Genomic DNA, 16,987 nt, shown 5'->3' with positions numbered 1-16,987 from the left:
AGTTCCGCTTATCCTTGCGCGGCGGCCGCCACCGCCTGCCCAGCGGCCACCCCGCTGGCCCAGGCCCACTGAAAGTTGTAGCCCCCCAGCCAGCCGGTCACATCCACCGCCTCGCCAACGAAATAGAGCCCCGGCACCGCCTTGGCCTCCATCGTCTTGCTCGAAAGTTCGGCGGTCGAAACCCCGCCCGCTGTCACCTCGGCCTTGGCGTAGCCCTCGGTTCCATCGGGATAAAACGTCAAACCCTCCAGCACATCCGCCGCCCGTGCCAGCTCTGCATCCGGCGCGTTGCCCATCTCGGTGGCAAAGCCGATCCGCTCTGCCAGCGCATCCGCCAGCCGCGCGGGCAGATCCTCCGCCAGCGCCGCCTTCAACCCCGCCCGTGGGGCCTTGGCCCGCGCCGCCTTCAGCCGCTCCAGCGCACCCGGCAATACGTTGAGCCGCACCGCCTCGCCCTCACGCCAATAGCTCGACACCTGCAAGATCGCCGGGCCGGACAGCCCGCGATGGGTAATCAGCGTGGCTTCCTCAAACGAGACGCCCCCCGCCATTGCCACCGAGGGCACGGCAACACCCGAGATGGTGGTAAAGAGCTTATCCGCCTCGGGCAGGGTGAAGGGCACCAGCGCCGGGCGCGGCGTCACCACCTCCAGCCCGAACTGCCGGGCAATCTCATAGGCCCGCCCAGTTGCTCCCATCTTCGGAATCGACGGGCCGCCCGTGGCCACAATCAGCCGGGGCGCCCGCTCTCCCGCCACGCTGAACATGCCATCACCATGCCGCACCGCCGTCGCGCTCACGCCGAGCCGGGTTTCCACCCCGCCCTTGGCGCATTCCTCCTCCAGCATCGCCACGATCTGCCGCGCCGAGCCATCGCAAAACAGCTGTCCCAGCGTCTTTTCATGCCAGGCAATCCCGTGCCGCTGCACCAGATCAAGAAAATCCCATTGCGTGTAGCGGCTGAGCGCCGACTTGGCGAAATGCGGGTTCTCGGAAAGGAAGCACCCCGGCTCGATGCCAAGGTTGGTAAAGTTGCAGCGCCCGCCGCCCGAGATCAAAATCTTCTTCCCGGCCTTCTCCGCATGGTCGAGCAGCAGCACCCGCGCCCCGGCCTGCCCCGCCGTGGCCGCGGCCATCAGCCCCGCACCGCCCGCGCCCAGAATGATGACGTCATAGTTCATGCCGCTGCTCTAAACCGCCCTGCCGCCATGTGAAACACCGTAGGGTGCGCATTCATGGCGCACCGCTCACCTCCGCCACCATCGTGGTGGCCCGGCTAAACCCGAGCAGCGGCGCAAGCAGCCCGGCCCGCACCTCGCCCCGTGCTTCAAACCCGCTTCGCTCATAGAGCGCCCGCGCCCGCTCGTTGCCTTCCACCACATCAAGCCGCACCTCGCCGCAGCCCCGAGCGACGGCCTCCGCCTTGATCGCGCCAATCAGCGCGGTCCCCACCCCGCGCCCCCGCGCTGCCTCGGCCACAAAGATCCCATCCATCAGCAACTGCCCGGGCACCATGTCCCGCTCGAACAACTCCAGCAACGGCCCGCGCCACGCCGCGCCCAGCCAGCCGTAGTGCCGCGCCATATCCGCCATCGTCCCGGCCATAAACCCGCCGCCCGGCACCTTGAACCCGGCCACGCCCAGCAGCTGCCCGCCATCCACAGCCGAAAGCGAATACCCCGGCTGGATGATCTCGCCGATAAACGCCAGCGCCTTGCGCTCCGGCCATAGAATGCGCCCCAGCTTGCCCCGGAACGCACCCCAAAAGAGCCGCGCCACTTCGGCACGATGCGCCTCGTCAAACCCGGCGCGGATTTCCATCACAGCCCGAGCGCCGCGTAGGGGATGAAACGCACCGCATCGCCCGGCTTTACCTCCAGCGCCCCGTCCGGCAGCTCCACCAGCCCCTCGGCCCAGCTGAGCCCGCTGATCCGGCCCGAGCCTTCCGAGGCAAACACCTCCACGCCACCCGGCCCCATCCGCGCCCGCAAAAACTCCCGCCGCCCCGGCTTCTTGCGCTTCTCGAAGGCCGCAGGCACCTCAAAGCCCTCCGGCTCCAGCCACTGCCCCCCTGCCAGCACCTCCAGCGCGGGGCGGGCAAACAGCGCCGCGCACACCAGCGCCGCCACCGGATTGCCCGGCAGGCCAAACAAGGGCACCCCGCCCCAGCGGCCCAGCGCCAGCGGGCGGCCCGGCTTGAGGGCGATGCGCCATGCGGTCAGGTCGCCCTCCTCGCGCAGCAAGGCCGAAAGGTGGTCTTCCTCCCCCGCCGAGGCTCCGCCCGAGGTCAGGATCACATCCACACCCGCGCCATTCAGCGCCGCCCGCAGCGCGGCCCTGTCGTCGCCCACCCGGCCAAGGTCCACCGCCGAATGGCCCCAGTCACTGATCATCGAAAGCAGCATCGGCCGGTTCGCATCATAGGTCTGATGCGCCGCCGCCTCCGTGGTGCCCGGCTCCACAATCTCGTCGCCGGTCGAGAGCACGCCCACCCGCAATGCCTTGCGCACCTGCACCTCAGCCAGCCCGGTCGCCGCCATCAGCGCCACATCCGGCGCCCTCAGCCTGTGGCCCGCCCGCAGCAGCGCCGCGCCCGCCTTCACATCCTCACCCGCCTTCCGGGTGTTGGCGCGCGGTTTTGGTGCGCCGCGAAAGGCAATTTGCCCGCCCGTCTCGGTCACGTCCTCCTGAAGCACCACCGTATCCACGCCCTCCGGCAGCAGCGCCCCGGTCAGTATCCGCAGCGCCCGCCCCGGCGGAACCGCGCCGTTGAATGGCACCCCCGCCGCCGCCCGCCCGGGCTCGATCGGCAAGGCAATCATGCCATCTGCCTCTGCCGCAGGCAGGCTGGCATGGGAAAACCCCCAGCCATCCACCGCTGCGTTGGCCCCCGGCGGATTGCTCCGCACCGCCGCCACATCCTCCGCCAACACGCGCCCGCAGGCCGCCGCCACGGCAACGGCCTCCCGCCCCACAGCCGTTGCGAGGCTGCCCCTGAGCCGCGCCTGCGCCTCGTCCACCGGCACCCAGTCGACCCCTGCAGGCAGGGCAAAGCAATCATCCCGCAGGGCCGGGCGTGTCTCGCCGTCCTTCGCGCCAAGCCCGACCTGCGCCAAAACGAAATCCGCAATCGCCCCGGTGTCATCAAGGTCGAACACCGGCACGCCCACCTCCACCGGCACATCGCTGGCCACGGCCACAATCCCGCTGTCCTCCCGCGCCAGCAGCCCCGCACCCGTCTCGCCGCGATGCGCCTCGATCCGCGCATGGCCCTCGCGCTTGTAGCCCTCCACCAGCACCAGATCGACCGGCCCCAGCTTGCCCAGCAGGTCGCCCAATTCCGGCGCAGGCCCCTCATGCATCAGCGCCCAGCGCGCCCCGCTCGCCACCAGCACCTCGCGCGCCCCCGCCATCCGGTGCCGGTGCGAATCCTTGCCCGGCTGGTCGAGGTCAAACGCATGATGCGCATGTTTCACCGTGCTCACGCTGAAGCCCCGCGCGGTGATCTCGGCCACCAGCCGCTCCATCAGCCCGGTCTTGCCGGAGTTCTTCCAGCCAACGACGCCAAACACCTTCACAGCATCAACTCCGCCCGCGCCAGATCTTCCGGCGTGTTCACGTTGAAGAAGGCATCGGATGAGCCAAAGACAACCTCGCGCCCGTCATGCCGCTCGGTCCAATGCACCACCTTGCGCAAACCGCCCTCCAGCGCGGCCCGCAGGTCATCGCGCAGCGCAATCGGCCAAAGCCCGAAGGTCGGCTGCCGCCGCACCCGCCCGGCCTCGCGCACGGCGGCCAGCACGGGCGAAGAGGCGGCCCCACCGGCGATGAGCCACTCCACCAGATCACGCGGAAAAAACGGCGTATCCGCCGCCGCGCTCACCACATGGCTCGCACCCTCGCCCGCCGCCCAATCCATCCCGGCCAGCACCCCCGCCAGCGGCCCGGCGAAGCCCTCTACCGTATCCGCCACCACCGGCAGGCCAAACCCGGCAAACCGCGCCGGATCGCCATTGGCATTGAGGCACATCGCCTCCACCTGCGGCCCCAACCGGCCAATCACCCGGTCCAGCAGCCGCACCCCGCCAAGCTCCAGCAACCCCTTGTCGCCGCCGCCCATCCGCGTCGCCTGCCCGCCTGCAAGGATCACGCCCACCACTTTCATGCCGTCCTCCACGCCTCCAGCCGCGTGCGAAAGTCGTCTGGGGTCATCCCGTCCGGCAGGGCTGCGTCAGGCACCAGCAGCATCGACGGGCCCGCCTGCAACGCGGTGCCGCCCTTCAAGGCGAAGATATCCGCGATGATCGCCCAATCCGCCCGCACCTCGCTGACAGCGGTAACAATCCGATACCCCTCGGGCGAAAAGGTCATCTCCCACGGCCCCAACCGCGCCTGATGCGCCTCCCAGCGCGTGCGCAACTGTGCCCAGTTCGCGCGCCCCTTCAAAAGGACGACGCCGAAGCACAGGTAGAAACCGACAAAAAAGCCCATAATCGTGGCAAGGCCGATCCATCGCGCCAGCCAATCGGCACCAAGTGCAACGGCGATGCCCGCCGCCACGGCCACGGCAAGAATAATGGCAAAGAGCCGCCACCCAGGGCGCCGCGATGGTGTCTTGCGCAGGCTCGCCCGCATGCTCTCACGCGCCAGCGGCCATTCGGGGCTAAACCTGAGGGTGATCGCAGCCTCGCTCATGCCTTTCCCCTCCAGCTGTCCAGCTGCCTGCGGAACATCTCACCGCTCATGCCCTGGGGCAAGGCTTCGTCTGGCACGCTCAGCGGCAACCCACCGGTTTCCAGCACCGTCGCCCCCGCGATCCGGCGCACCGCCGTCACGGTGCTCCAACCCGAAACCGCCTCGTAATCCAAAAAGGAAAGGCGCCAACCCTCAGGTCCACACATCAGCCGATACGGGCCTTCCTTCTTCTGAAGCGCCATCGCGGCATCCACCACCGCGTTCAACCGCGCGGCCTCCAGCATCCAACTCACCACCATGACCACGCCTGCACCGAGCAGAAAGGTCAGCGCGGCCTCAGCAGGCAGGCCCCAGTCGGGGTTGAGCATGAACACCGCGGAGACGCCGACCAGCGGCGCCCAGAACACCAGAAGCCACAGCCAGCCTGGCCAGCTGCCCTCGGGCCGGTATCGCGCAGATCGCTGGGCAAGTTGACGGCTCACCCGATATTCGAGGGCAATCTCACTCATCCCGGCCACTCCAGCCGCTCTTCGCCCGAGAGGCACATAAACCGCTCGCCCCGCATGCGCCCGATCAGCGTCAGCCCCACCTGCCGCGCAATTTCCACGCCCCATGCGGTAAAGCCCGAGCGACTCACCAGCACCGGAATGCCCATGATTGCGCATTTGATAACCATTTCGCTCGTCAGCCGCCCGGTGGTGTAAAGCACCTTGTTCCCGGCCTCGGCGCTCTCGCGCAGCATCCAGCCCGCCACCTTGTCCACCGCGTTGTGGCGGCCCACGTCTTCCATATAAACCAGCGGGCGCGCGCCCTCGCAGAGCACCGTGCCGTGGATCGCCCCCGCTTCGAGATAAAGCGAAGGCGTGATGTTGATCTCCTTGGCCAGCGCGTAAAGGTCGGCCACGCGCACCCGCGCCTCCGGCAGGGTCAGCCCCTCCAACCCCTCCATCATGTCCCCAAAAACAGTGCCAACCGCGCAGCCGCTGGTGCGCACCTTCTTGCTCAGCTTCGCCTCGTAGTCGGTCTCGCGGCCCGTGCGCACCACCACCACGCCCAGCTCACCGTCATAATCCACCCGCTCCAGTTCACCGCGCTTCAGCATCCCCTGATTGGCAAGGAATCCCACCGCCAGAAGCTCCGGATGGTCGCCAATCGTCATCGCAGTGACAATCTCGGTGCGGTTGAGGTAAATCGTCAGCGGGCGCTCCTCCACCACCTGCATCTCCACCTCACGGCCCTCATGGTCGCGGCCCACCACGCGGCGGGTCAGCCCCTCCGCCCCGATGTCAGGAGCCACCAGGTAATTACTTGACGTGCTCAAGTTTGCTGCCATCCTCTCCCCCCAACGGGCCACCACGCGGCCCATGCTAGAGGCCCCCGATGCCATCCACCACACCGAAAAAAGCCTATGCCTCCGGCATCCGTGCCGGGCTGCCCTTCCTCATCGTGGTGGTGCCCTTTGGCGCAATCTTCGGGGTGATCGGCATGGAGGCAGGCCTCAACATCGCCGAGGTCATGGCCTTCACCGTTCTGGTCATCGCAGGCGGGGCGCAGATCACCGCGCTGCAACTGATGCAAGACAACGCGCCCACAATCATCGTGCTGGCCACGGCGCTGGCGGTGAACGCCCGGATGGCGATGTATTCCGCTTCCATGGCCCCCCATGTGGGCAGCGCGCCGCTCTGGCAAAAGGCGCTCATAAGCTACCTGCTGGTGGATCAAAGCTACGCCGCCTCGGTGCTGAAATATGAAGAAAAGCCGCAGTGGGACGTGCGCACCAAGGTCACCTACTTCCTCGGCACCATCACCCCGGTTGCGCCAATGTGGTATCTCGGCACGCTGGCTGGGGCGCTGGCGGGCACGGCGATCCCCGAGAGCTGGTCACTCGACGTGGCGGTGCCGCTGGCCTTCCTCGCCATCGTCGCGCCGGGCCTGCGCACACCCGCGCATATCGCCGCCGCCTTCGTGGCGCTGGTCGCCTCGCTCCTGCTGGCCTGGATGCCGTTTTCCACCGGCGTCATCGCCGCCGGGATGCTCGGCATGATCGCCGGGGCCGAGGTAGAGCGCGCAATGGCCCGGAGGGCCGCCTGATGGACAGCTACCCAATCTGGCTCATCATCGCCGCGCTCGCGGTGGGCACCTTCCTCATCCGGTTTTCCTTCATCGGCCTCACCGGCAACCGCCCCCTGCCCGAAGGCCTGCTGCGCTACCTGCGCTACACCCCGGTCGCGGTGCTCCCCGCCCTCGTCGCCCCCATGCTCGCCTGGCCCGCCGCCACCGATGGCGTCACCGACGCGCCCCGCCTTCTCGCCGCACTGGCCACCGTGCTGGTAGGCTGGCGCAGCAAATCCCTGCTCTTCGCCATCCTCGCTGGTCTGGTGGTGTTCTACAGCGCGGCGGCGCTCGGGCTCTAACGAAAAAACTCCGGATTGGGCGTCACATAACCGCGCTCTTCCTCTTCCGGATCGCGGAACACCTCGGTCTTCACCCCCGGCGTCTTCGCAAAGGCCGCCATCGCCTGCTTCGGATACCACGTCTGCGTGACGTGACCGAAGCCGGGCAACTGGCGCAAAATTGCCGTGGTCGACTTCGCGCAATGCGCCTTCTTCACCGCCCCGTTGTTTTGCACCAGCGCCAGCGCCCGCTGCGCCACCTCAGGGCTCACGCGCACCTCCTGCGTGATCACCCGCCAATCGGGCCGCGCGTGGTAGTCGATAAAAAATGCCATGACCCGCGGGTTGGCCCCAAAGATCACGTCATTGCGCTCCGGCACCTGCGGAGTCTTGAAGCTGCCCGCCGGGTCAAAAATCACCCGCTGGCTGGCGTTTACTATAAGGCCAGTGTGCCCGCCCGCGCCGGTCTCATTGTTGATAACCGTGACGAGCGTGAGAGACGGCGGCGCGCCATGGCTGTATCGAGCCCGCGCCACCTCGTGGTCCGGTGCCCACACAGGCTCCGCCGCCCCGCAGGCCACCAGAATCAGCGGCAACAGGATCGCCAGATAAATCCGCTTCATGAAATCCGGTCTCCAACCCCGCCTATACGCAGGGCGAGTTTACCCGCTCGTCAGCCGTTGACCAGAGCGAGGAACACCAGAAAGGCAAGGATCAGGATCACCGACCATTTGACGAAGTTCATGAAGCCGTCAAACGTGGCTTGCTGAACGCTGGTATCCATCTCGCCATGCTTGTGCTCGGCCATGGGTCTCTCCCGAAAATCTGTCCTTCCCCGCCAATAGCGCAAATTGGCCGCCGGGGTAAAGATGCGGGATGGCGGGCAAATCGGCGCAGGGTCCAAAGCATCGCCGCGGCAGGCGCGGGCGGGGCACAGCGGGGCGGGTGGGTGGGCGCGTGCCCCGCCCGCCTCAACCCTTCTTCAACCCCGACAGGGAATCCTCTACCCTCCCCGCAACACACCCAAACCCCGGAGCCCTACATGACCCAGCGCCTGCACCTCGTCTTCGGCGGCGAGCTGATCGACCCCTCCAAAAGCGCCTTCAAGGATGTCGACGCCATCGACATCGTCGGCATGTTCCCCGATTACGCCTCCGCCTTCGACGCGTGGAAAGCCGCCGCCCAGCGCACCGTCGATAACGCCCACATGCGCTACTACATCGCCCACATCCACCGGCTGCGCGACGAAGAGGCCGAGGCCTCTCCCACCGAGGAACTGGGCTGATCGCCGCCCGCCGCCCCGGCAGGCCGTGACCTGTTTATGAGCCGCTTCCCGCTCTCCCGCGCCTTCGCCGGGCTCACCGGGCGCAGCCGTCCGGAGCCCGGGGCGCTGGCCGACTCGCCGGCCCCCAACCGGCCCGCCGGGCCGCTGGTGTGGGTGCACACCGCCGACGGTGCCGACGGTGATGCAGAAGATACCCTGCGTGAGCTGGCCATCGACCTTGGCGAACAGCACCCGGTGACCCTGCTAGTCACCGGCAGCCGCCCGGGCGGCACTTTGGAGCTGGACGAGGCCACGCTGCTCTACCGGCCCACCCCCGGCACCAGCCGCGCCGAAATGCGCGGCTTTCTTGCGCATTGGCGGCCCGATGCGGCGCTCTGGCTCGGCCCGCCCCGGCCCGGTGCCCTGCTCTCGGCCCAATCCGCCGCCTGCCCGACGACCCTCATCGCGCAAAGCGAGGCAACGCTGGCCGGGGCCGAGCGGTCCGCCCGCGCCGCCCTCCGCCTCGTTACCGAGCTCTGGGCAAGCGATGTCGCCACCGTCCGCGCCGCCCGCGCGGCGGGGGTGGGAGTGTCGCGCATCCGCCTGTCGGGGCCGCTCTTCGCCCCGCCCAGCCCGCCGCCCTGCATCGAGAGTGACCGCGAAGAGCTGGCAGAGCGCCTTGCCGCAAGGCCAATCTGGCTCGCCGCCCGCCCGCTCGCAGGCGAGTTGCCCGATGTGCTGGCAGCCCACCGCGCCGCGCTCGCCATCGCCCACCGCGCCGTGCTTCTGCTCATGCCCGGTTCCGATTGCCCCGATGACAGCGCCCTTGCCGAACGGCTCACCGCCGAAGGCTTCGTCACCGCCAGCCGGGCGCAGGGCCAAGAGCCCGGCGACACCACGGAAATTTACATCACAGACCGCGACGCCCCGGAAGAAGACGGGCTCTGGTTTCGCCTCGCCCCGGTCTGCTTTCTCGGCGGTACCTTCACGCCGGGTGGCCCGGTGCAAAGCGCGGCACCCGCGGCCGCCCTCGGCTCGGCCATCTGCTTTGGCCCCTCCGGCGGGGCGGAGAGCGCCAACATGTCGCGCCTTGCCGGGGCCGGAGCGGCGCGGGCCCTTGCGAGCGGGGCCGCCCTGCCCGGCGCGGTCTCCGAGCTGCTGGCCCCCGATCGCGCCGCCGAGCTCGCCGCCGCCGCATGGAGCGAGATGTCCGAAGGGGCCGAGGTGATCGCCCGGCTCGCAACCCATCTGGCCACCCAGCTCGATGCGCAGGGGGCCCATTGATGCGCGCGCCCCTCTACTGGTTCACCCCACCGCAAACGCCCGCGTGGCAAGCCCGCGCGCTGGCCCCCCTAGGCGCGCTCTACGCCCGCGCCACCGCCCGCCGCGTCGCCCGCCCCGGCTACCGCGCCTCTGTGCCGGTGATCTGCGTTGGCAACATCAACGCCGGCGGCACCGGCAAAACCCCCACCGTGATCGCCCTCGCCCAGCGCATCCTCGGCGTCCACGTCGTCTCGCGCGGCCACGGCGGCGCGCTCGAAGGCCCGGTGCGGGTTGAGGAGCGTAAGCACAAGGCCGCAGAGGTCGGCGACGAGCCGCTGCTCACCGCCGCCTTCGCCCCCACATGGGTCGCCAAGGACCGCGCAGCCGGGGTCAGGGCCGCCGAGGCCGCCGGGGCCACCGCCGTGATCCTCGACGACGGCTTCCAAAACCCCTCGGTGGTCAAAGACCTGTCGCTGGTGGTGGTCGACGCGCACCGTGGCTTCGGCAATGGCCGCTGCCTGCCCGCCGGCCCCCTGCGCGAGCCGGTTGCTGCCGGAATGTCTCGCGCCAGCCTCCTACTCTCCATCGGCCCGGAGGCCGCGCAACAGAAGTTCGCCGCCGATTGGGGCGCGGCCATCACCGTGCCCCACCTCACCGGCCACCTCGCCCCGCTGGAAACCGGGATGGATTGGCAGGGCTTGCCCACCCTCGCCTTCGCCGGGATCGGCCACCCCGAAAAGTTCTTCGCCACCCTGCGCGGGCTCGGGGCAGATCTGAACCGCGGCGAGGCGCTGGACGATCACCAGCCGCTGACCCCCGCGCTGATGGCCCGGCTCGAACTAGAGGCCACCACCCTCGGCGCCCAGCTCGTGACCACCGAAAAAGACGCCGTCCGCCTGCCCGCCGACTTCCGCGCCAAGGTGCTCACCCTGCCCGTGCGCCTTGAGGTTGCCGACTGGTCCGCGCTGGAGCACGCACTGGCCGGGCTGTCGCTCGGGTGACCCCCGTCACCATCGAACGCCGCATTGATTAATGGCCGTGGCCGGAAAATCGTATGCATAGGATGTGCATAGGTTGTGCATCACATGTTGCCCCCATCTCTCCGCCATTAACCCCTATGGGTTAACACAAGGCCCGCAGCGCCTGATCAGCCCGTAGGGTGGGCAATCTGCCCACCACCCCGCCATCAAAAAAGGGGCCCCGTTGCCACAAGGGCAAACGGGGCCAGAGGTCGTGCCATGTGTCAGGCCACAGGCACCGGCGGTAACTGTTGAATGTCGTTGCTAGTCGCGCATCTCGGCGCGGATCTGCTGGCGCAGCACGTCAATGCTCACCGGCTTTCCATCTTTCTTGAAGTGCCAATAGGTCCAGCCGTTGCAGCTTGGTGCGCCTTCGAGATGCGCGCCGACCTTGTGGATCGAGCCCTTGATGTCATCGGCCACCAGCGTCCCGTCGGCCCGGATCTTGGCCGCCCGCTTGCCGTTACCGCTCACCAGCATCTCGCCCGGCCGCAGCATCCCGCGCTCCACCAACTGGCCGAAGGGCACCCGTGGCTCGGCACGTTTACTAATGCTCACCTGCATCGCATCGCTGTCGATTTTGCGCACGTTATCAATGCGTTTCTGGGCCACCTCGCGATAGTCGGCCTCGCGCTCGATGCCGATGAAGTCACGGCCCAGCATCTTGGCCACGGCGCCCGTGGTGCCGGTCCCGAAGAACGGGTCCAGCACCACGTCGCCCGGGTTTGTCGTGGCGAGCAGCACACGATGGAGCAGCGCTTCCGGCTTTTGCGTCGGATGCGCCTTCTCTCCCCTGGAGTTCTTCAGCCGCTCATGGCCATTACAGATCGGCAGCACCCAGTCCGACCGCATCTGCACGTCGTCGTTGAGCGCTTTCATGGCTTCGTAGTTGAAGGTGTATTTGCCACCCTCGGATTTACTCGCCCAGATCATGGTTTCATGAGCGTTGGTCAGCCGCATGCCGCGGAAGTTGGGCATGGGGTTGGATTTGCGCCAGACCACATCATTCAGAATCCAGTAACCTGCATCCTGTAGCTTGGTCCCGACGCGAAAGATGTTGTGGTAAGAGCCGATCACCCAGATCGCACCATCTGGTTTCAAAATGCGGCGCGCGGCGGCCAGCCATTGCTCGGTAAAGGTGTCATATACCTTGAAGCTGTCAAACTGGTCCCAGTGGTCGTCAACCGCGTCCACCTGGCTGTTGTCGGGGCGGTGGAGATTGCCCTTGAGCTGCAGGTTATAGGGTGGGTCCGCGAAGATCAGGTCAACGGAGGCCGCGGGGAGCTTGTTCATCTCCTCGATGCAATCGCCGGCAAGTATCCGGTTCAGTGGCAGCCCTTGCTGCCCTCTGCGGGTCGTCGTCTTCGTCATCTGTCTGCCTCTGTCCCTGCGCTCTTGTGGCGCTCGGTGTTGTTGGCTTGAGCATGAGTCAGAGGCGATTCGCGGTCAATTTCTTTTTTGAATCAGGGGTTTGTAGATTTTTGTTGCAACAAGATATTGCGTATCGGTGCAAAGGAACGCCTATGATGTTGTGTCACACCCAAGGTTTCGAGTGCCCTCAAGTGCACACTTGTTCCGTAGCCCGCGTTGCTCTCCCAGCCGTAGCCGGGGTGCTGTTGCGCCAAATCCACCATGAGCGCATCCCTGGCCACTTTGGCCACGATCGAAGCCGCCGCGATGGAGAGTGATTTGCCATCCCCCTTCACCACCGCCTCGGCCGAACCGCAGCCCTCCGGCAGCCGGTTGCCGTCGATCAGCAGGTGATCGGGGCGCGTGTTCAGCCCGGCCACGGCGCGGCTCATCGCGGCGAGCGCAGCCTGAAGGATGTTGATCCGGTCTATCTCCTCCACCTCGACGTGGATGATGCAAACCTCGGCGCTCTGTTGGATCGCCTCCGCCAGCGCAAGGCGGCGCTTTTCCGTCAGCTTCTTGCTGTCGTTCAACCCGGGCGGAATGCGGGCCGGGTCCAGCACCACCGCCGCCGCCGTCACCGGCCCTGCCAGCGGCCCCCGGCCCACTTCGTCCACGCCGGCCACACGGGCCAGCCCCCGGGCCATCGCGGCCTCTTCCAGTGCAAAATCAGGAAAGCTCTTCATGCCCCCCACCTCGCCTTTGCGCCGGGCCAGCGCAACAAAAAAAGGGGCGGAAAGCCTCACCTTCCGCCCCCAAGTTCAGACGTGGCCCCATGGGGATGACAGCCACGCCCTGCTCGCAGGTGCGCCCCAGGAGACCGGGACGCCCCTTGCCTGATCTCTATCCGCTCAGGTGCGGAAACCGTTGCGCCGCAGGCAGCGCTGCTCGTAGGCCTTCACCTTCTTGCGGCCCACGTCGAGCGTGTAGGAGCATTCGCGCGGCAGCCGGGCGCTGAAGCCCTGACGCTGAAGGCAGGGCGCACCATAAAACACCTGCGTTCCCCGGCGCGTGGGCACCGCGGTTTCGCAGCGGCTAGGGAGGCGGGCATGGCGGCCACGGTCCTTGTAGCGGCCTTTGCCCCGGTTCGGCGTGACGGTGACCACCCGGTCGTCGTAGCGGTCCGCCCGGTCGGAGCGGCGGTCCTTGTTGCGCTCATTGGCAGCGATAAGCGCGCCAACAGCCCCAAGGCCCAGAAGCAGGCGCAGGGTCTCGCCCCGGTCCATATCGGCCTGTGCGGGGGCGGCGAAGGAAGTGAGAGCCACGGCGGCAGCGGCGGCGGATGTGATAAGGGTCTTGAACATGGCGTCGTCCTTAATGTGCGTCATCGGATGCCCGTTATGGGCGTCTGTCCGAGACGCGCCGGGGCGGTGATGAGGCAAGGATGGGCGGTGCCGGGCCGGACAAACAATATCGCCGCCGGGCTATCGCATATCAGGCCGCGCGGGGGCCTTTGTTATTGAATATCGGCGGCCGCAACCGCATGACTACGCGTATGAAAACGCTCCTCACCCTTCCCGCCGCCGCGCTCGCTCTGGCGCTGGCGGCCGCCCCTGCGGGGGCCGCCTGCTATGCCGAGTACAAGGCCAAGCAGGACAATCCGCTCAAGCTCCATTACGGTGTGATGGAGCTTGGCAACGCCTGCCCGCCGCGCGGCGAGGCACAGGCACAAATCGCCGCCCGTTTGCAGCGCGGCGGTTGGGTGCTACTCAACGTCATCTCGCTCTTCGAGGGCACCCCCAGCAAGGCGCAGCAGCAGAATGCCGGATCAAACTTCCTTCGCTACTGACCTGCGCAGCACAGGCAACCGAGTCGTCACCTTCGGCATTGCCGGCATCGTCGCCATTCTTGCGATTGCGGCGGTGTTCCTGTTTCTGACCTTGCCGGACGGCAACGCCTTCAACGCGCGAGTCGAGCAGATCTTCACCGAGAATGATGCGCTTGTGTCGGGCGAGGCCGTCACACTGCTGGAGATCCTCGCGCAATCCGGCACCGCCTTTGGGGATGTTCTGGTCAGCTACCGGATCGTCATCTTCGTGCTGCTCCTCTTCTCCACCGCCCTGCTGATCGCCGCGCTGGTGTTTCTCGTCACCATCATCGCGCTGAACAAGCGGATGGGCGAAATCGAGAAGCAGGGTATTCAGGTGTCGAGCCTCGTAATCTCGCGCGAAGAGCGGGTCGTGCTGCTGAACAACATGGAATTCAAGCTCACCGAGGCGGCGATAGAAACGCTCGCCGTGCTCGCCGAGGCCCGTATGGATGAAGACGTGCTCTCCGGCGCCGCCATCGAGGGCGTCATCCAAGGCAAGCCCGAGGCCGATTGCGACGAAGCCGCCGGGGCGACCCGCATCAAACGCCTGCGCGACAGCCTCGGCAACCAGATGGTTTCGGAACTGCTGGTGAAGAACATCGCCCGCAAAGGCTACATGCTCGCCATCGACAAGGACGTGATCCGGATGGTCTAAGCCTGCGCCGGGCAGCGCCGTCCCGCGGGGTGGCGCCAGCAACGGTGGTTCGTGGCACTTTATTGCGCAGTCGTCATCTTCCCTAAGGGGTAGGCCCCAGCCTAACCGAAGCGCCGCCCCGGGGGGCGGGACGGCGCTGCCCGGCGCCTGCGGCGCGCATCGGGCGGCCGCGCACCCTCACCCCGGCAACGGCAACTCCCCGCGCTTGTAAGGCCCCCAGTCGGTGATCTCCGGGTAGTACATCGCCCGCCACTTGCGCACCCGTGGGTTCATCCGGCGGCGCCAGAGCGGCGGGATCACCGCCATGAACCCCATCGCCGGGTATCCGTAAGGCAGCTGCGGGGCCTCCCCCTCGTCATAGGTTTGCAAAAGCGGAAAGCGGCGCGATGGTTTGTAATGATGATCCGAGTGGCGCTGGAGGTTGATCAGCAGCCAGTTCGTCGCCTTATGCGCCGCGTTCCACGAGTGATGCGGGCGAACCGGCTCGTAGCGGCCATCACCAAGGTGCTTTCGCGTCAGCCCGTAATGCTCAATGTAATTCGTCAGCTCCAGCAGCCACACCGCCGTGAGCGCCTGGTAAAGAAACAACAGCAGCCCGGCCCAGCCGCCCAGCACACAGGCCGCCACGATGAAGGCCAGTTGCAGCGCCCAGTAGCGCCAATGCGGGTTGCTCCGGTGCCACCACGGCAAGCCCTTGCGTGCCAGCATGGCCTTCTCGGCCTTGAAGGCGCTCACCGGCTCCTCCCGCATCACCCGCGCCAGAAAGCTCCAGTAGCTCTCGTTATAGCGTGCCGTCACCGCATCGGCGCGGGTGCCGACATGCCGGTGATGCACCAGCAGATGCTCCGAGCGGAAATGCGAGTAGAGCACCGAGGCCAGCAAAATGTCACCCAGCCAGCGCTCCAGCCGGTTGCGCTGATGCACCAGCTCGTGGGCATAGACGATGCCGATTGCGCCGTTCACCACGCCAAGGCCGAAGAAGATCACGATCTTCTCCACCACGTTCAAATGCGCCGCGCCGGGCACCCACGCCAGCATTACCAACAGCAGGCACAGCTGCACCGGGCACCACAGCAAGGTGACAAGGCGATACCAGAAGAGCTGGGCCTCGTCGGTCTCCGTGTCCGGGTTGTCGAGGTTCAGCCCCAGCGCCCCATCGGCGAGGGTGGCGCCCGCCAGCGTGAACAGCGGCACTGACAGCACCCAAAGCCCGCCCCAGGCTGCGGAGGCGATCACCAGCGGCACGGTCAGGAGCGACACCCAGAAGGGCGCCGCTGCTCGGAAATTTGAGATGGATGCAGAGGCCATTGGCCCTCTCCCGATGGTCATGCGCGCCCCGCCCGGATCATAGAGGCGCGCGGCGCGGTTTCAATCACCCGCCAGATCAAGCGCGGCTGACGTTGCGGCGAGATCATAGGCCTTGCGCATCACCGTGGGCAGGGCGGCGGGCGAGAGCCGTTGCCAGTGCAACCCCTCCGGAGCCTCCACCTCGGCCCGCCCGGCATGCACACGAAGGATCAGGTGGAAATGGGTAAAGGTGTGCCGCACCTCCCCGATCTCATGCAGGTCAGCCTCCACCGGGGGCGCTGCAGCGGCAGGTTCTTCGCGCCATTCCGCCCCCGGCCAGCCAAGCATCCCGCCCAGAAGACCACGCTCGGGGCGGCGCTCCAGCAAAAACGCTCCATCGGCCCGGCGTATCACATAGGCATGGCCAAGCCGCACCGGCTTGGGCTTCTTCGGGGTTTTCTTCGGCAACTCGGCGGCGATGCCCTCCGCTCTCGCGGCGCAGGGCTCTCGCCACGGGCAGATGCCGCAGGCCGGGCTCTTGGGGATGCAGATCGTTGCGCCGAGGTCCATCACCGCCTGGGCATAATCCCCGGGCCGGCGTTCGGGCGTCAGCGCAGCAGCATGGTCGGTGAGCAGCGGTTTCGAGCCGGGCAGAGGCTCTTCCACCGCATGAAGCCGCGCCATCACCCGCTCCACATTGCCATCCACCACCACCTCGGGCCGATCAAAGGCAATCGCGGCAATCGCGGCAGAGGTGTAAGGGCCGATGCCCGGCAACTCGCGCAGCCCCTCCGCCGTATCGGGAAACTCCCCGCGCTCTGCGACCACCCGCGCGCATTTCAGCAGGTTGCGGGCGCGTGCGTAGTAGCCAAGCCCGGCCCAACGGGCCATCACGTCTTCGTCCCTCGCCGCCGCCAGCGCCTCGACCGAGGGCCAGAGCCGGGTGAAGGTGTGGAAGTAATCCTTCACCGCCGCCACCGTGGTTTGCTGCAGCATCACCTCCGAAAGCCACACGCGATACGGGTCGGCCCGCTCACCGCTCCCCGGCGGCACGCGCCACGGCAGCACGCGGGCGTGGGCGTCATACCACTCCAGCAGCGCCGCGCTCATCTTCCCGTCACGCAATCTTTATGGCTCCCCTGCCCGCATTTGGCTGGCCCCCTCCGGGCCGCGGGCGGTAAGATAGGGGCC

Annotated in this window: 21 protein-coding genes; 7 read left to right on the top strand and 14 right to left on the bottom strand. The window is 67.3% G+C overall.

Annotation, left to right across the window (positions count from 1 at the left end; all coding sequences use genetic code 11):
• Positions 1 to 8: 8 nt before the first annotated feature.
• From ACXAG6_RS03495 to ACXAG6_RS03465, 7 genes are read right to left on the bottom strand one after another with little or no spacing between them, the layout of a single operon-like run.
• Positions 9 to 1,181 carry a BaiN/RdsA family NAD(P)/FAD-dependent oxidoreductase gene (locus ACXAG6_RS03495; RefSeq protein ID WP_475335075.1) on the bottom strand — a complete coding sequence of 391 codons (1,173 nt, stop codon included), beginning with the start codon at positions 1,179 to 1,181 and terminating at the stop codon, positions 9 to 11.
• 52 nt (positions 1,182 to 1,233) lie between these two features.
• Entirely contained in the window at positions 1,234 to 1,821 is a 588-nt protein-coding gene (locus ACXAG6_RS03490) for a GNAT family N-acetyltransferase (protein WP_475335073.1), read from the bottom strand.
• A complete protein-coding gene (locus ACXAG6_RS03485; protein WP_475335070.1) occupies positions 1,821 to 3,578 on the bottom strand; it encodes a bifunctional molybdopterin-guanine dinucleotide biosynthesis adaptor protein MobB/molybdopterin molybdotransferase MoeA in 1,758 nt (585 codons plus the stop codon). The genes ACXAG6_RS03490 and ACXAG6_RS03485 overlap by 1 nt, the downstream gene beginning before the upstream one ends.
• Positions 3,575 to 4,165, bottom strand: a complete 591-nt coding sequence (gene mobA, locus ACXAG6_RS03480) for a molybdenum cofactor guanylyltransferase MobA (RefSeq protein WP_475335068.1) — start codon at positions 4,163 to 4,165, stop codon at positions 3,575 to 3,577. The genes ACXAG6_RS03485 and mobA overlap by 4 nt, the downstream gene beginning before the upstream one ends.
• Positions 4,162 to 4,695 (bottom strand): hypothetical protein, encoded by a 534-nt coding sequence (locus ACXAG6_RS03475; RefSeq protein WP_475335065.1) that lies wholly within the window; start codon positions 4,693 to 4,695, stop codon positions 4,162 to 4,164. The genes mobA and ACXAG6_RS03475 overlap by 4 nt, the downstream gene beginning before the upstream one ends.
• Complete coding sequence (locus ACXAG6_RS03470; RefSeq protein ID WP_475335064.1) at positions 4,692 to 5,204, bottom strand: hypothetical protein; 513 nt, start codon at positions 5,202 to 5,204, stop codon at positions 4,692 to 4,694. Before ACXAG6_RS03470 ends, ACXAG6_RS03475 begins: the two co-directional genes overlap by 4 nt.
• The gene (locus ACXAG6_RS03465) at positions 5,201 to 6,028 is read right to left on the bottom strand and encodes a formate dehydrogenase accessory sulfurtransferase FdhD (protein ID WP_475335062.1); all 828 of its coding nucleotides are present in this window, start codon (positions 6,026 to 6,028) and stop codon (positions 5,201 to 5,203) included. Before ACXAG6_RS03465 ends, ACXAG6_RS03470 begins: the two co-directional genes overlap by 4 nt.
• Before the next feature lie 47 nt (positions 6,029 to 6,075).
• On the opposite strand from ACXAG6_RS03465, the gene ACXAG6_RS03460 reads away from it, so the two are divergent.
• Complete coding sequence (locus ACXAG6_RS03460) at positions 6,076 to 6,786, top strand: AzlC family ABC transporter permease (protein ID WP_475335060.1); 711 nt, start codon at positions 6,076 to 6,078, stop codon at positions 6,784 to 6,786.
• Positions 6,786 to 7,109, top strand: a complete 324-nt coding sequence (locus ACXAG6_RS03455) for an AzlD domain-containing protein (RefSeq protein WP_475335057.1) — start codon at positions 6,786 to 6,788, stop codon at positions 7,107 to 7,109. The genes ACXAG6_RS03460 and ACXAG6_RS03455 overlap by 1 nt, the downstream gene beginning before the upstream one ends.
• Here ACXAG6_RS03455 and ACXAG6_RS03450 read toward each other — a convergent pair.
• Both ACXAG6_RS03450 and ACXAG6_RS03445 read right to left on the bottom strand, forming a co-directional pair.
• Complete coding sequence (locus ACXAG6_RS03450; RefSeq protein WP_475335055.1) at positions 7,106 to 7,711, bottom strand: hypothetical protein; 606 nt, start codon at positions 7,709 to 7,711, stop codon at positions 7,106 to 7,108. The two genes, ACXAG6_RS03455 and ACXAG6_RS03450, sit on opposite strands and share 4 nt — an antisense overlap.
• Before the next feature lie 50 nt (positions 7,712 to 7,761).
• Positions 7,762 to 7,896, bottom strand: a complete 135-nt coding sequence (locus ACXAG6_RS03445) for an aa3-type cytochrome c oxidase subunit IV (RefSeq protein WP_475335054.1) — start codon at positions 7,894 to 7,896, stop codon at positions 7,762 to 7,764.
• A 234-nt stretch (positions 7,897 to 8,130) separates the two neighbouring features.
• Here ACXAG6_RS03445 and ACXAG6_RS03440 point away from each other — a divergent pair, with 234 nt between their 5' ends.
• Genes ACXAG6_RS03440 through lpxK form a run of 3 tightly spaced genes read left to right on the top strand, consistent with a single transcriptional unit; the run spans position 8,131 to position 10,616 of the window.
• On the top strand, positions 8,131 to 8,373 hold the full coding sequence (locus ACXAG6_RS03440; RefSeq protein WP_140012616.1) for a DUF4170 domain-containing protein: 243 nt from the start codon (positions 8,131 to 8,133) through the stop codon (positions 8,371 to 8,373).
• Between the two features lie 36 nt (positions 8,374 to 8,409).
• The gene (locus ACXAG6_RS03435) at positions 8,410 to 9,636 is read left to right on the top strand and encodes a hypothetical protein (RefSeq protein WP_475335051.1); all 1,227 of its coding nucleotides are present in this window, start codon (positions 8,410 to 8,412) and stop codon (positions 9,634 to 9,636) included.
• Positions 9,636 to 10,616, top strand: coding sequence for a tetraacyldisaccharide 4'-kinase (gene lpxK / locus ACXAG6_RS03430; RefSeq protein WP_475335049.1), 981 nt, complete (start codon positions 9,636 to 9,638; stop codon positions 10,614 to 10,616). Before ACXAG6_RS03435 ends, lpxK begins: the two co-directional genes overlap by 1 nt.
• A 282-nt stretch (positions 10,617 to 10,898) precedes the next feature.
• On the opposite strand, the gene ACXAG6_RS03425 is transcribed toward lpxK, so the two are convergent.
• The 3 genes from ACXAG6_RS03425 to ACXAG6_RS03415 all read right to left on the bottom strand — a co-directional run bounded on the left by ACXAG6_RS03425 (position 10,899) and on the right by ACXAG6_RS03415 (position 13,348).
• Positions 10,899 to 12,005 (bottom strand): DNA methyltransferase, encoded by a 1,107-nt coding sequence (locus tag ACXAG6_RS03425; RefSeq protein ID WP_475335048.1) that lies wholly within the window; start codon positions 12,003 to 12,005, stop codon positions 10,899 to 10,901.
• A gap of 92 nt (positions 12,006 to 12,097) precedes the next feature.
• The gene (locus tag ACXAG6_RS03420) at positions 12,098 to 12,730 is read right to left on the bottom strand and encodes a ribonuclease HII (protein WP_475335045.1); all 633 of its coding nucleotides are present in this window, start codon (positions 12,728 to 12,730) and stop codon (positions 12,098 to 12,100) included.
• Between the two features lie 165 nt (positions 12,731 to 12,895).
• A complete protein-coding gene (locus tag ACXAG6_RS03415; RefSeq protein ID WP_475335042.1) occupies positions 12,896 to 13,348 on the bottom strand; it encodes a hypothetical protein in 453 nt (150 codons plus the stop codon).
• A 191-nt stretch (positions 13,349 to 13,539) separates the two neighbouring features.
• Between ACXAG6_RS03415 and ACXAG6_RS03410 the strand changes: the two genes are divergently transcribed.
• Both ACXAG6_RS03410 and ACXAG6_RS03405 read left to right on the top strand, forming a co-directional pair.
• The gene (locus ACXAG6_RS03410) at positions 13,540 to 13,833 is read left to right on the top strand and encodes a hypothetical protein (RefSeq protein WP_140012610.1); all 294 of its coding nucleotides are present in this window, start codon (positions 13,540 to 13,542) and stop codon (positions 13,831 to 13,833) included.
• Complete coding sequence (locus tag ACXAG6_RS03405) at positions 13,805 to 14,509, top strand: winged helix-turn-helix domain-containing protein (RefSeq protein WP_475335041.1); 705 nt, start codon at positions 13,805 to 13,807, stop codon at positions 14,507 to 14,509. Before ACXAG6_RS03410 ends, ACXAG6_RS03405 begins: the two co-directional genes overlap by 29 nt.
• Before the next feature lie 177 nt (positions 14,510 to 14,686).
• Here ACXAG6_RS03405 and ACXAG6_RS03400 read toward each other — a convergent pair whose 3' ends face one another.
• Together ACXAG6_RS03400 and ACXAG6_RS03395 are read right to left on the bottom strand one after the other, a co-directional pair.
• Entirely contained in the window at positions 14,687 to 15,817 is a 1,131-nt protein-coding gene (locus ACXAG6_RS03400; RefSeq protein WP_475335038.1) for an alkane 1-monooxygenase, read from the bottom strand.
• Positions 15,818 to 15,877: 60 nt separating this feature from the next.
• On the bottom strand, positions 15,878 to 16,906 hold the full coding sequence (locus tag ACXAG6_RS03395) for an A/G-specific adenine glycosylase (protein ID WP_475337910.1): 1,029 nt from the start codon (positions 16,904 to 16,906) through the stop codon (positions 15,878 to 15,880).
• Between the last annotated feature and the right edge of the window lie 81 nt (positions 16,907 to 16,987).

It is taken from the genome of Vannielia sp. ABF1_015 (assembly GCF_056160745.1).
The sequence above is the reverse complement of the archived record's forward strand: the minus strand, read 5'-3'. Positions and strand labels throughout refer to the sequence as shown.

What these genes read in the sequence shown, in the direction of transcription:
- ACXAG6_RS03495 (WP_475335075.1), bottom strand. Translation starts at nt 1,181, where the DNA reads ATGAACTATGACGTCATCATTCTGGGCGCGGGCGGTGCGGGGCTGATG.
- ACXAG6_RS03490 (WP_475335073.1), bottom strand. Translation starts at nt 1,821, where the DNA reads ATGGAAATCCGCGCCGGGTTTGACGAGGCGCATCGTGCCGAAGTGGCG.
- mobA (WP_475335068.1), bottom strand. Translation starts at nt 4,165, where the DNA reads ATGAAAGTGGTGGGCGTGATCCTTGCAGGCGGGCAGGCGACGCGGATG.
- ACXAG6_RS03475 (WP_475335065.1), bottom strand. Translation starts at nt 4,695, where the DNA reads ATGAGCGAGGCTGCGATCACCCTCAGGTTTAGCCCCGAATGGCCGCTG.
- ACXAG6_RS03470 (WP_475335064.1), bottom strand. Translation starts at nt 5,204, where the DNA reads ATGAGTGAGATTGCCCTCGAATATCGGGTGAGCCGTCAACTTGCCCAG.
- ACXAG6_RS03465 (WP_475335062.1), bottom strand. Translation starts at nt 6,028, where the DNA reads ATGGCAGCAAACTTGAGCACGTCAAGTAATTACCTGGTGGCTCCTGAC.
- ACXAG6_RS03460 (WP_475335060.1), top strand. Translation starts at nt 6,076, where the DNA reads ATGCCATCCACCACACCGAAAAAAGCCTATGCCTCCGGCATCCGTGCC.
- ACXAG6_RS03455 (WP_475335057.1), top strand. Translation starts at nt 6,786, where the DNA reads ATGGACAGCTACCCAATCTGGCTCATCATCGCCGCGCTCGCGGTGGGC.
- ACXAG6_RS03450 (WP_475335055.1), bottom strand. Translation starts at nt 7,711, where the DNA reads ATGAAGCGGATTTATCTGGCGATCCTGTTGCCGCTGATTCTGGTGGCC.
- ACXAG6_RS03445 (WP_475335054.1), bottom strand. Translation starts at nt 7,896, where the DNA reads ATGGCCGAGCACAAGCATGGCGAGATGGATACCAGCGTTCAGCAAGCC.
- ACXAG6_RS03440 (WP_140012616.1), top strand. Translation starts at nt 8,131, where the DNA reads ATGACCCAGCGCCTGCACCTCGTCTTCGGCGGCGAGCTGATCGACCCC.
- ACXAG6_RS03435 (WP_475335051.1), top strand. Translation starts at nt 8,410, where the DNA reads ATGAGCCGCTTCCCGCTCTCCCGCGCCTTCGCCGGGCTCACCGGGCGC.
- lpxK (WP_475335049.1), top strand. Translation starts at nt 9,636, where the DNA reads ATGCGCGCGCCCCTCTACTGGTTCACCCCACCGCAAACGCCCGCGTGG.
- ACXAG6_RS03425 (WP_475335048.1), bottom strand. Translation starts at nt 12,005, where the DNA reads ATGACGAAGACGACGACCCGCAGAGGGCAGCAAGGGCTGCCACTGAAC.
- ACXAG6_RS03420 (WP_475335045.1), bottom strand. Translation starts at nt 12,730, where the DNA reads ATGAAGAGCTTTCCTGATTTTGCACTGGAAGAGGCCGCGATGGCCCGG.
- ACXAG6_RS03415 (WP_475335042.1), bottom strand. Translation starts at nt 13,348, where the DNA reads ATGTTCAAGACCCTTATCACATCCGCCGCCGCTGCCGCCGTGGCTCTC.
- ACXAG6_RS03410 (WP_140012610.1), top strand. Translation starts at nt 13,540, where the DNA reads ATGAAAACGCTCCTCACCCTTCCCGCCGCCGCGCTCGCTCTGGCGCTG.
- ACXAG6_RS03405 (WP_475335041.1), top strand. Translation starts at nt 13,805, where the DNA reads ATGCCGGATCAAACTTCCTTCGCTACTGACCTGCGCAGCACAGGCAAC.
- ACXAG6_RS03400 (WP_475335038.1), bottom strand. Translation starts at nt 15,817, where the DNA reads ATGGCCTCTGCATCCATCTCAAATTTCCGAGCAGCGGCGCCCTTCTGG.
- ACXAG6_RS03395 (WP_475337910.1), bottom strand. Translation starts at nt 16,906, where the DNA reads ATGAGCGCGGCGCTGCTGGAGTGGTATGACGCCCACGCCCGCGTGCTG.